This window comes from Serratia sp. H1w, from assembly GCF_000633355.1.
Lineage (GTDB): Bacteria > Pseudomonadota > Gammaproteobacteria > Enterobacterales > Enterobacteriaceae > Chania.
Map to the genome: position 1 here is coordinate 1 of NZ_AYMQ01000180.1, position 11481 is coordinate 11481.

General features: G+C 52.4%; 10 protein-coding genes. All 10 read left to right on the forward strand.

Annotation, left to right across the window (positions count from 1 at the left end; all coding sequences use genetic code 11):
• The first annotated feature begins 58 nt into the window (after nucleotides 1-58).
• The 10 genes from U869_RS30270 (at nucleotide 59) to U869_RS0128405 (ending at nucleotide 11419) form a co-directional block, all read left to right on the forward strand.
• Nucleotides 59-1105 (forward strand): porin, encoded by a 1047-nt coding sequence (locus tag U869_RS30270; protein WP_025123778.1) that lies wholly within the window; start codon nucleotides 59-61, stop codon nucleotides 1103-1105.
• A gap of 22 nt (nucleotides 1106-1127) precedes the next feature.
• Nucleotides 1128-2033, forward strand: coding sequence for a hypothetical protein (locus tag U869_RS32685; protein ID WP_025123779.1), 906 nt, complete (start codon nucleotides 1128-1130; stop codon nucleotides 2031-2033).
• A 160-nt stretch (nucleotides 2034-2193) separates the two neighbouring features.
• The gene (locus U869_RS0128360) at nucleotides 2194-3051 is read left to right on the forward strand and encodes a MurR/RpiR family transcriptional regulator (protein ID WP_025123780.1); all 858 of its coding nucleotides are present in this window, start codon (nucleotides 2194-2196) and stop codon (nucleotides 3049-3051) included.
• A 97-nt stretch (nucleotides 3052-3148) separates the two neighbouring features.
• Nucleotides 3149-3976: an alpha/beta fold hydrolase gene (locus tag U869_RS0128365; RefSeq protein WP_025123781.1), complete on the forward strand. Its 828-nt coding sequence runs from the start codon at nucleotides 3149-3151 to the stop codon at nucleotides 3974-3976.
• Between the two features lie 11 nt (nucleotides 3977-3987).
• Nucleotides 3988-5358, forward strand: a complete 1371-nt coding sequence (gene dcuC / locus U869_RS0128370; RefSeq protein WP_025123782.1) for a C4-dicarboxylate transporter DcuC — start codon at nucleotides 3988-3990, stop codon at nucleotides 5356-5358.
• A 593-nt stretch (nucleotides 5359-5951) separates the two neighbouring features.
• Nucleotides 5952-6932, forward strand: coding sequence for a TIM barrel protein (locus tag U869_RS0128385; RefSeq protein WP_025123783.1), 981 nt, complete (start codon nucleotides 5952-5954; stop codon nucleotides 6930-6932).
• A gap of 62 nt (nucleotides 6933-6994) precedes the next feature.
• Entirely contained in the window at nucleotides 6995-8035 is a 1041-nt protein-coding gene (locus tag U869_RS0128390; protein WP_025123784.1) for a substrate-binding domain-containing protein, read from the forward strand.
• A gap of 19 nt (nucleotides 8036-8054) precedes the next feature.
• Complete coding sequence (locus tag U869_RS0128395) at nucleotides 8055-9548, forward strand: sugar ABC transporter ATP-binding protein (protein ID WP_025123785.1); 1494 nt, start codon at nucleotides 8055-8057, stop codon at nucleotides 9546-9548.
• A 42-nt stretch (nucleotides 9549-9590) separates the two neighbouring features.
• Nucleotides 9591-10562, forward strand: a complete 972-nt coding sequence (locus U869_RS0128400; protein ID WP_025123786.1) for an ABC transporter permease — start codon at nucleotides 9591-9593, stop codon at nucleotides 10560-10562.
• Nucleotides 10562-11419, forward strand: coding sequence for a MurR/RpiR family transcriptional regulator (locus tag U869_RS0128405; RefSeq protein ID WP_025123787.1), 858 nt, complete (start codon nucleotides 10562-10564; stop codon nucleotides 11417-11419). The genes U869_RS0128400 and U869_RS0128405 overlap by 1 nt, the downstream gene beginning before the upstream one ends.
• Nucleotides 11420-11481: the final 62 nt, after the last annotated feature.

Consider the following 11481-nt stretch of genomic DNA (forward strand, 5'->3'; position numbering starts at 1 on the left):
ATTGAATACTTGACCAAAAATAACAATAAAAACGTTTTATTTAACACAGGATTATAAAATGAAAATAATATCTCTGGCCCTACTCTTCCCTGCCCTGCTAGCCACCAGCGCCGCCGAGGCGGTGACGGTATATAACAGTAAAGGGACACAACTCGATATATATGGCCGTATCGAGGCGCAAACCGGCAATGAATGGACCGCCGAACATACCAATGCCACCAACCTGACCGGCCGACTTGGCTTTGAAGCCAAACAGCGGTTGGATGAACAGTTTGGCCTGTTCGGCAAATTGGAATGGCAGGTGAACACACAAAAGAATGACACCAAGAACACGGAAGATAACTGGGATATCCGCTACGGCTATATCGGCATCGACGGTAAAGATCTGGGTAAATTCATGGTGGGTCGTACGCGAAACCCGATGTATCAGTGGATGGGGATCACCGATCGCTATATGAACTACACGGCTAACGTTTACTCCAACTGGGTCGGTACACGTATCGACTCTTCCTATCAATGGAACCGTCAGGACGGCACGCTACAATATGAGTATACCCATGGAGGGCTAGACATTCGCACTGCCTACGTCATGGGTAATGGCGCTGGTGACAGCACGGTTGACGATGGCTACATGGCCAGCCTGGGCTATGCTTTTGAGCTGCCGGTGATGGGCTCACCACTAAAAATCAAACCGGTGATTGCCTGGCAGAAAATGACCAAAGATCCCAACAATACCACCTTGAGCGGCAACTACACGGACTACACCCAAAAAGGGGCTGGCGTACGCCTCAACTACGGCAAGGGGTATCTCGGTATTAACGTTGGCCGGCAAACCTACCAGCAAACCGGCAAGCCAGACAAAGATTACGATGCCTTCGACTCACTGGCCGAATACTGGTTTACCAGCAAAGTCGCACTGCGCGGTGGTTACTCTCAACTGATAGAATCTGAGAATGATTACGCCCATCGCAAGCAGTGGGTCTCCGAATTGGAATACCGACTGAAAAAAGACGTCCACCTTTCTGCCACCTACATTTATGACGATCGGCAAAGCTATGACTCGGCAGAAAATCTGTGGGTACTTGGCTTACGTTACGAATTTTAATCACAGAACAAGGATGGGAAACATGTACAACAAGCTCAGTTTATTCGCCGTGTTGGTATTGTGTGCCAACCTCAGCCACGCAGCCGCACTGCCCAAAGAGAGTGGCAGCTTCGATTTCACCGTGCCACAAACCGGCAAGAAGATGGAAGTCTTCAGCTATCAACCTCCCGGTGCCGATGCCAACACTCCGGTAGTGTTTGTCCTGACCGGCCTGAATCGTAATGCCGCCGAGTATCGCGACTCCTGGGTAGAAAATGCCAAGAAAAACCGGCTTATCGTCATCGCCCCACTGTTCTCCGAAGCCGATTACCCCGGCAATGACGGTTATAACCTCGGCAATATAGAAAATGCCAAAACCCACCAGGCCAACCCCAAAGGAGAATGGGCCTTCACGGTCATTGATGACCTGTTTGCCGATCTGCAAAAACAAGGAATTACCAAACAAGAGAACTATTATTTATTTGGTAACAGCGCTGGCTGCCAATTTGTTCACCGCATGCTGACCTTGGTACCAGAAGCTAACGTCAAAGCCGCCATCTGTGCGGCAGCAGGATGGTGGACCATGCCAGATGTGGAAAACCTCTGGCCATATGGTTTGGACAAAGCGCCGGTAAAAGTGACGCAAAAGCAGCTAGCCGACTATTTTGCCAAACCGGTGTTGATCACCGTTGGTGAAAAAGATAACGACCCCTATCATCCTTTACTGCGTCGTTCTTATGAAGCCATGGCTCAGGGGGATAGCCGGTTAACCCGGGCACAAAACTATTTCCTGACGGCTCAACAGAAAGCCAAACGCTATAAGGTCGACTTCAACTGGCGCTTTACCATCCTGCCCGACGTAGGGCATAGCGGCTCGAAAATGTCTGCCTACGGTGCCGAGCAATTTGCCTGGTTTGAGCAACACGGTGACTTCAAGGTCAAGCCGTAACTCGCGGAGCACGCGCTGCTGCCTGGGTGGGCAGTAGCGCGAGTCGGAAAGGAATGAGAGATGACACACACTTCTGACAAGGGAATTTTTGATTCCCCTTTTTTCTCCCTTGGGTTTTGTTATTAATGAAGGATGAAATGACGTAGAGGGGAAAACGGACATGAACAGAGCGGAATTCTCTCAACGTATTGCCGGCATTGATAATCTGACCGACACGGATCGGCGCATTATCGACTATTTTGACAAGCATTTTGAATCGATCCCCTACAGCAAAGTGATTGATGTTTGCCATGAGATCAACATAGCCAAGTCGACCTTGGGGCGATTTATGATGAAGCTTGGCTTTACGGGTTTTCGTGACTTCAAAGAGTCAACCATCGAACCGGAGCAACGCAGAAACATCTCCCCCATCGAACGTTTCGACAACAGCAAGGACAAAAAAAACGGCATTGAATACATTGGAAAACACTGCAACGAGATCACCGAGAATATCAACAATACGCTAAAAAATATCAATCGGCAGGATTTGGAAAAAACCATCGCGTTAATCTGCGATCCGGAAAAAAGGCTTTATGTGATTGGCAGCGCAACGGCGCACTCCTTGGCCGAATATTTTTATTTGCTTGGCCGCTATATAAAGAAAGATATTGTGTTGCTGGATGCCAATATTGCCAACTTGCCGCATAAATTAATCGACTCGAGAAAAGGCGATGTACTGTTGGCGATCTCTTATTACCGCTTTTCCAGCGTGACAACCCGGCTGATCAAGTGGTTCTACCAAAACCGCGGGGACACCATCGTCATCACCGATAAAGCGGTCAACCCGTTCAGCCACTTCGCCAGTGCGATGTTGCTGATGGAGAGCCAGCACAGCGGGCTGTTCAGTAGCCGTAGTGCCGGGTTCGTGCTGATTGAAGCCCTGGTTAATTTTATGGGCGAAGTGAAGAGCCATGAGCTAAACGATAATTTCCACGTTATGGAATCGTTATTTGAGGCGTTTAACGTATTTAATAAATAATATTACGTTCACACCTCCCCTAAGTTTATTTTTATTGATCATCAACGGCGTCGACAACGCCGTGACGGACACCTATTGCATAAAAAGAGGCTTTATCATGAGCAGTGAAAACAGCGTCATTCCTGATTGCCCTGAACAGCAAATTCTGCGTACCTCACAGGGGAATTTGTCTTTCCGCGCCACGGGTGAAGGTGAAACGCTGATCTTTTTACACGGAATTCTGGGCAGCGCCAAAGCCTGGCCATTCCAGTTTGCCGCCTTTGCTTCTCACTACCACGTCATGGCCTGGGATGCTCCGGGCTATGCCGACTCTGCGCTGGTTCCCGCCGAGATCGACGCTTTCGTGCAGATGCTGCATGAATGGGTGCAACACTGTGGCTCAGAGAAAGTCTCCCTGGTCGGGCACTCCATGGGCGGTACCGTTGCCAGCCGCTATGCCGCTCTCCATCCCGAGCGGGTAAAAAACCTGGTGCTGTCTTGCACTCATCCCGGCTATGGCGCACCTGAGACCGCGCCAAGCTCGGAGAAGCTGGAGAAGCGGCTGCAAGAGCTGGCCGAAATTGGCCGCGAAGCCTATGGCAGAAACCGCGCACGGGATCTGCTGCCGTTCCCCGAGGTGCCCGCTGCGGTGCTGAACTACGCGGCAGAGATTGCCGCAGGCACCAACCTGGAAGGACTGAGGCGTGCCACTCGCATGTTGCAACTAGCCGACAACCGCCCGCTATTACCGCAGCTCAAGATGCCAACGTTGATCCTCACGGGCGAAAAAGACGCGGTAGTACAACCGCAGTTGAAAGCCGACCTATTGGCGTTGGTGCCCTATACCCAGCATATCGAGATGCCCGGAATGGGGCATGCGCCTTATTTCCAGGCTCCGGACTATTACAACAAGCTATTGCATGAGTTTTTCGCCAAACACGCATAAAGGGGGCAATGATGGCTGGATTTATCATCGGGATGATCGTTACCGTACTGGCGGCCTGGTTTATTATCAAAAACTACCAGCCGCAGACCGTGTTGCTATTGGCCGGTCTGAGTCTGCTGCTAATCACGGCGGTCTTCTTTCCAGAACAGTCGATCCTGTACGGCAAGGCAAAATCCATTGGCTGGGTGGGCGGCGATATATTCGCCTTCGTCAAAGAGTCTTTGACCACTCAGGTGGCGGGCATTGGTTTGATCATTATGGCGGCGGGCGGCTTTGCCGACTATATGGATCACATCAAAGCCTCGAACTCGATGGTGAATCTGTGTATCAAACCCTTGCAGATGATCAAGGCGCCTTATCTGATCCTGGCAATCGGCTACGTGTTATCCCAGTTGCTGCACGTAGCGATTTCCAGCGCGGCCGGCCTGGCGATGCTGCTGCTGGTCACTTTCTTCCCGGTATTGGTACGGCTAGGGGTCAGTAAGGCCGCCGCCGCCTCAATGATCGGCATGTCGGCGTTTATGGATCTCGGTCCGGCGGTGGGTACTGCCAACCTGGCAGCCAAACATGCCGGTATGGAAACCGCGGTCTACTTTGCCCACTATCAGCTGCCGGTCGCGACCGGCGTGATGCTGGCGGTCGCGGTATTGATCTTCTTCACCGCACGCTATTTTGACGCAAAGGACGGGCATATCGTCGCCCAGCAGCAAGTAGAGCAGCAGGCCAGCGAAGACGCAGCCAAGGTGCCGGCATTCTACGCCTTCCTGCCGGTATTCCCGGTGATACTGGTGATCGTCTTCAGCCCGCTGGTGGTCAGCAGCATCAAGATTGACGTGGTAACGGCAATGATTATCGGCACCCTACTGGCATTTTTCTGCGAATTATTGGTCAGGCGGGATTTCAAAGTTGCTTGCAAGGGCGTGCAGGTATTTTTCAAAGGCATGGGAACCATGTTTACCAGCATCGTTTCCCTGCTGGTGTGCGCTGACGTTTTCGCCCAGGGCTTGCAGATTATCGGGGCCGTTGATTTCATTATCCACACCGTTCAGACCGCGGGCTTTGGTTTTGGCAGTATGACAATAGTGATGGCCCTGCTGGTCTGCGTGACTGCCGCACTGACCGGTTCCGGCGTGGCTGCGTTTTTCTCCTTCTCGGGGCTGGCTCCTGGCATTGCCGCCAAGTTTGGCGAAAGCGCTGTCAGCATGATCCTGCCGATGCAGCTGATGGCGGGTATGGGAAGATCGATTTCCCCGGTGGCCGGGGTGATTATTGCCGTCAGCAAAGCCGGAGAGTGCTCGCCGTTTATGATCGTCCGCCGTACACTGATCCCGGCTGCGGGTGGGATGATTACCATGCTGGTGCTAAACGGTATCCTGAATTAGCGCGCTTTTAAAACTCGGGCAGGGAAATCTCTGCCCTACTACCGCCCCTCGCCAACTGTCTATAATTCAACCTTATGCTTGGTATTTTCTGAAATGATCTACCGGCTCTATATCGCCTCGTTCTGCCCCTGTACACTGCCTGAAAATTGCCCTTCACCCTAGCCCTCTCCCGTAGGGCGAGGGGAAAAATCCCGAATTTATTAACAAGGAGTGTTGATATCATGTTCTCAAAGGTCATGTTTATTCTGTTTGCCGCCACCGTGGTATTGGTGCTGATTAACTGGGAACGCCTATGGGACTACATCCGCCCGATGGTGTAACCCACGTAAAGTGCAGGCCAGCCCGCTGGCCTGCCTGATCCCGCATTTGCCTCTGCTATTCCTGTCAGTCCCGCACCTCCCACTCACGCACCTGCTCATTGCCGTTCTGGCAAGGCCTCTCCGTTGCTTAATTTCGTGAATGACCTCGCAAAGTGATTAATAAAACCCCAGATGAGCTTGCGGTTGTCAACGTCCAGTGATAGAAGAATACTACTTTACGAATTATCGTGAAGAAGGAAAGTACATTACATAACCATTGACCAAGGACATTTCATGTCAGAACTTAAATTTGCCACCCGTTTGAACTCCTTTGCCTCAGGAGCCAATCTTTACTGGCCAGAGCAGCAAGGCAAACCCTCTGTATCGCAGATGATTGAGCGTGCCGGAACGGTCAAAGGGTTGACCCACCTGGATTTAAACTATCCGCAGCACATCAATCAAGATGTCAAAACCATGCGCCAGAAGATCGAAGCGGCTGGCCTGGCGGTGAATGGCATGCAAATGCGCTGGGATGCGCCAGAATTCAAGATTGGAGCCTTCACCAACCCGGATGCCAAAATTCGTCGTCAGGCGATCGAACTGACCAAACGTGGTATCGACGCCGGCCGTGAGTTTGGCGCCAGCTTGATGACCCTGTGGATGGGCCAGGACGGTTTTGATTATTGCTTCCAGGCGGATTACAAAAAAATCTGGGAAGACGCCGTCTCGGCGGTGCGTGAAGTGGCCGAATATGCGCCAGATGTCGACGTCAGTATTGAATACAAACCCAATGAACCACGGGCTTACAGCATCTTCCCCAACGTCACCACCTGCCTGCTGGCGGTTGAAGAGGCTGGCTGCGCCAACCTGGGTATCACGCTCGATTTTGCCCACGTGCTGTTTGCCAATGAGATCCCGGCATTTGCCGCCGCCATGGTCGCCCGCCGCTCTCGCTTGATGGGTCTCGATCTGAACGATGGCTGGGGCAAGCGTGACGATGGCCTGATGGTGGCTTCGGTCAATCCACGGGCAACGCTGGAGTTTCTCTGGCAGATGCAGCGTGACGGCTATACCGGGGCTTACTATTTCGACACCTTCCCGGACGCCAGCGGCCTGGATCCGGTGCGTGAAGCCGAAACCAATATCGCGACAGTGACCCGCCTGTTGAAACTGTGCAAACAGCTGGACAATAACCCAGCGTTGTTGAGCGCCATCAGCAAACAGGACGCCGTCGCCTCGCAGCAAATTGTTAATGACATCATGCTGGCAAAATAGAACCAGCAACCGGGCGCCCAACGGGTGCCTCTAATAATAACTAACCGCACCAAGGATAGATGATGAAAAAGCACTTACTCTCTGTACTCGCCTCTACCCTGTTTTGCACCAGTGTTTATGCTGCCGATCTGCCGCCGTTGCAGTCTGACACCGAACCCGACCGTACCGACTGGACCGAGCTTAGCACCAAGTATGGCCCAATGCCGGCAGTAGACAGCAAGCTGAAGATTGGCGGCGTATCCAAAACCCTCACCAACGAATACTGGCGTTCCCTGGGGGAAGGCTACCAAGCCACGGCCAAAAAATACGGCTTCATGGTCGCCTATCAGGCCGCCGCCAATGAAGACGATCAGTTAGGCCAGCTATCGATCGCGGAAACGCTGATTTCTCAGGGCTTTAATGGCCTGCTGGTGTCCCCGCAAACCGACGCCAACCTGCAGCCCGCCTATGAAGTGGCGAAAAGCAAAGGCATCCCGGTGGTTAACGTCAACGACGCCGTCATGCCTAGCGCCGCCCATTACGTCGGTAACGTGCAAAAAGACAACGGCGTCCGGGTTGCCAACTGGTTTATTCAGCATCATCCGGAAGGTGGCAAAGTCGCGGTGATCGAAGGCCAGGCTGGCGTTTATGCCGCAACACAGCGCACCAAAGGCTTTAAGGAAACCATCGGAGCCAACGGTAAGTTCACCGTAGTTGCCAGCGTACCGGCCAACTGGAGCCGGGAAAATGCCTATAACGCCGCCACCACCATCTTGCAACAGCACCCGGATATGGTTGGTTTCTACGCCAACAACGACGGCATGGCGCTCGGAGTGGTAGAAGCGGTACGCGCACTGGGTAAAACCAACCAGGTCGCGGTGTTTGGCACCGACGGGATTTCCGATGCCTATGCGTCCATCAAACGTGGTGAGTTGACCGGTACGGTAGACAGCTTCCCGGTGCTAACCGGTGAAGTGGCGATGGAGGTCATGCTGCGCTTGATCGACGGGCAGAAAATTTCACGCGTAGTTTCTACCCCACAAGCCTTGATCACCAAAGAAAACGCGGATGCTTTCTCAACCAAAGACAACGAGCAACTGCGCAAACTGCTGGTACAGCAATAAGCCGGGCGACGGAGGGTTTATGGAACAGTTTTGTTTAACGATGCGTGGCATCAATAAAACCTACGGCAGTGCGGCTGCGGTTCAAAACGTAGATTTTTCTGTCAGGCACGGGGAAGTCCATGCCTTAATCGGCGAGAACGGCGCAGGGAAATCGACGCTGCTGAACATTCTCTCTGGCGTACGGGCGGCGGACTCCGGCGAAATCCAGGTTGAGGGCCAGACGATCCTGATGAAAAATCCGCTTTCCGCTCGCCAGGCGGGGATCGCCATGATCCATCAGGAATTGCAGCATGTTCCCGAACTCTCCGTTGCGCAGAATATGTTTCTTGGCAGGCCACTGACCCAGTGCCAGGGCCTGTTTGTGGACAAAAAAGCCCAGTACGCACGGGCAAAGGCGATCCTGAAACGGCTCGATCCCACCATTGACCCGAACGAACCGATCAAGAATCTGAAGGTCTCCCAGCAGCAGATCGTCGAAATTGCCCGAGCGTTGCTGGATGAAGCCAAAATCATTGCGATGGACGAGCCGACTTCCAGCCTGACGCCAAGGGAATTTGATCGGCTGGCCGAACTGATCGCCGATCTGAAATCAATGAACGTCGCGCTGATTTACGTCTCGCATAAGATGAACGAGATTTTTAAAGTCTGCGATCGCGCCACGATCCTACGCGATGGTAAACAGGTCGGCGTAGTCAATATCTGCGACGAAACGGAGGAAACCATCGTCACCAAGATGGTCGGACGCAAGATTGAGAAAGTACAGCATCACTCTTTTGTCACCGATAAGGAAATCCTGCGTGTAGAACACCTTGGGCGCGACAAAGCCGTGCTATCGGCCAGCTTTAGCGTGCAGGCAGGGGAAGTGCTGGGGATCGCCGGTCTGGTCGGCGCTGGCCGCACTGAGTTGCTGAAGCTGATCGCCGGGATCGACACCAAAACCAGCGGCCAGGTGTGGGTTGAAGGCGCTGCGGTGAAGAAACTCAATGTCAGTTCAGCCATCAAGGCCGGTATCGGTCTGGTGCCGGAAGACCGTAAAAAAGAGGGCATCATTAAAGAGCGAGCGGTAAAGATGAATATGGCGCTGCCCTCGATGAGCAACTTCACCCGCTACGGCTGGTTAAGAAAAGCAAAATTAAACCAGTTGGCTCTGGAGGTCATGACCGACTTGAACCTGCGTCCGCTGAATATTGAAAAACCCATCGGCACCTTGAGTGGTGGTAACCAGCAGAAAGTGATAATTGGCCGCTGGGTCGCAGCAGATAATAAAGTATTTCTATTTGATGAACCTACGCGCGGGATCGATATCGGTGCCAAAGCCGAAATTTATAATTTAATCGAAAAACTGGCCAAGATGGGTAAAGCCATCGTGGTGGTCTCTTCCGAAATGCCAGAAATCATTCGTATCTCCGATCGGGTGCTGGTAATGCGCGAAGGGAAAATTACCAGGGAACTCAAGGGCGACGATATTACAGAAGAAAATATCGCTCGTTATGCAATTAACGACCTGAATTAACAACGGCTTCTGTGACTTATATTTATTATTAAGGCTATCATTATGATGACTCAGGGTAAGATTCAGCCTACAGTGCCGTCTGCGGCGCTATTCAAGTTTAATCTGCGCGATGCGGGCACACTGATTGGTTTACTGATCATTGTGGTCACCTTCTCGCTGCTCACACCGGGTTTTTTAACGGTGCCTAACCTGCTGAATATTTTACAGCAGTCGTCAATCAACGGCATTATCGCCCTGGGCATGACGCTGGTGATTATTTCCGGCGGCATCGACCTTTCGGTAGGGCCAACGGCGGCGTTATCTGCCGTGCTGGGCGCTACGTTGATGGTGGCTGGCGTGCCGATCCCACTGGCGGTGATGGCAACCTTGGGGGTTGGCGCATTATGTGGGGTATTCAGCGGGACGCTGGTGGCCTACGCCGGATTGCAGCCTTTCATTGTCACCTTGGGCGGCCTCTCGCTGTTCCGAGCCATGGCGCTGATCTTCACCAACGGTAACCCCATCTTTGGGATCCCGATGGAGTTCCGTAATTTCATCAACAGCGAAATTTTCGGCGTGCCAAGCCCGATCGTGATTGTGGTGACCATCGCCATCATCCTGTGGGTGGTGATGAACAAAACCCCGCTGGGGGAATATATTCTGGCCGTTGGTGGCAACGAAGAAGCTGCCCGCGTTGCCGGTGTGCCAGTGAAAAGAACCAAAGTGACGGTGTTTGTGATTTCCGGCGTGTTGGCCTCGCTGGCCTCATTAATCCTGATTGGCCGCCTGGGCGCAGCCGAACCGACGATGGGCAATCTGTGGGAACTGGATGCCATCGCGGCCGCCGCCATAGGTGGAGCCTCCTTGATGGGCGGCAAAGGCAGCGTGATCGGCACGCTGATCGGTGCCATCATTCTGGGTTCGTTACGTAACGGATTGACACTGTTAAATATTCAGGCGTTTTATCAATTGCTTGCCACTGGCCTTATTATTATCATAGCCATGTTGATTGACCGAGCGACAAGAGGCAAGTAATGAAGCAGGATCCGCGAGCTATTGGCGCTCAAATTCGCATGAGATTGCCACAACTGACGCCACTGGAAAGAAAAGTGGTGGACGCTATCACCTCGAAAACCGATTTATCCGAGCAAACCTCATTAAAAGAGATTGCGCAGGAAAATAAAGTTTCTGAGGGGATGGTGGTCAAGCTGGCTAAAAAACTCAACTTCTCTGGTTTCAGAGAGTTCAGAAGCAGTTTGATTTATTATAACTATTCTGAAGTGGCAAGTTTGCATGCCGAAATTGAGCCCGATGACTCGTCGGAGCAATTACTGGAAAAGGTATTCAGAACCTCAATTCAGGCAATAGAGGAAACCATCTCTATTCTGGACGTTTCTGAATTTAACCGCGCCGCAGATATTCTGTTCAAGGCTCGGCACATCGATCTCTATGCCGTCGGTGGTTCGGCCACCGTTGCCCGCGATCTGGCGCATAAGCTGCTCAAGATCGGGATTAAATCGACGGTCTACGATGATGCCCACACCATGCTGATGTCTGCCGCGATCCTATCTGATGATGATGCCGTAGTGGCAATCAGCCATTCCGGCGCCACCCGCGCGGTCAACGACCCGATCAAGCTGGCCGCGCGCAACGGTGCCAAGGTGATTGCCATCAGTAATTATGCCGAGTCGCCCATAGCGCGTAATGCGCATGTGGTTCTCAATTCAACTTCACAGGGCTCACATTTGCTTGGGGAAAACGCAGCGGCACGCATTGCACAGCTTAATATTCTGGATGCACTGTTTGTGGCGATTGCGAAAAAGGATTTGAAGCAGGCCGAAAAGAATCTGATGAAAACCCAGCAGGCGGTCCGAGATTTAAGAGAATACTAGCATGAGTAAAATCGTAGTCACTGGTAGTCTTCATTACGACATGGTGCTGCCTCCAATTAGTA

What these genes read in the sequence shown, in the direction of transcription:
- U869_RS30270 (WP_025123778.1), top strand. Translation starts at nt 59, where the DNA reads ATGAAAATAATATCTCTGGCCCTACTCTTCCCTGCCCTGCTAGCCACC.
- U869_RS32685 (WP_025123779.1), top strand. Translation starts at nt 1,128, where the DNA reads ATGTACAACAAGCTCAGTTTATTCGCCGTGTTGGTATTGTGTGCCAAC.
- U869_RS0128360 (WP_025123780.1), top strand. Translation starts at nt 2,194, where the DNA reads ATGAACAGAGCGGAATTCTCTCAACGTATTGCCGGCATTGATAATCTG.
- U869_RS0128365 (WP_025123781.1), top strand. Translation starts at nt 3,149, where the DNA reads ATGAGCAGTGAAAACAGCGTCATTCCTGATTGCCCTGAACAGCAAATT.
- dcuC (WP_025123782.1), top strand. Translation starts at nt 3,988, where the DNA reads ATGGCTGGATTTATCATCGGGATGATCGTTACCGTACTGGCGGCCTGG.
- U869_RS0128385 (WP_025123783.1), top strand. Translation starts at nt 5,952, where the DNA reads ATGTCAGAACTTAAATTTGCCACCCGTTTGAACTCCTTTGCCTCAGGA.
- U869_RS0128390 (WP_025123784.1), top strand. Translation starts at nt 6,995, where the DNA reads ATGAAAAAGCACTTACTCTCTGTACTCGCCTCTACCCTGTTTTGCACC.
- U869_RS0128395 (WP_025123785.1), top strand. Translation starts at nt 8,055, where the DNA reads ATGGAACAGTTTTGTTTAACGATGCGTGGCATCAATAAAACCTACGGC.
- U869_RS0128400 (WP_025123786.1), top strand. Translation starts at nt 9,591, where the DNA reads ATGATGACTCAGGGTAAGATTCAGCCTACAGTGCCGTCTGCGGCGCTA.
- U869_RS0128405 (WP_025123787.1), top strand. Translation starts at nt 10,562, where the DNA reads ATGAAGCAGGATCCGCGAGCTATTGGCGCTCAAATTCGCATGAGATTG.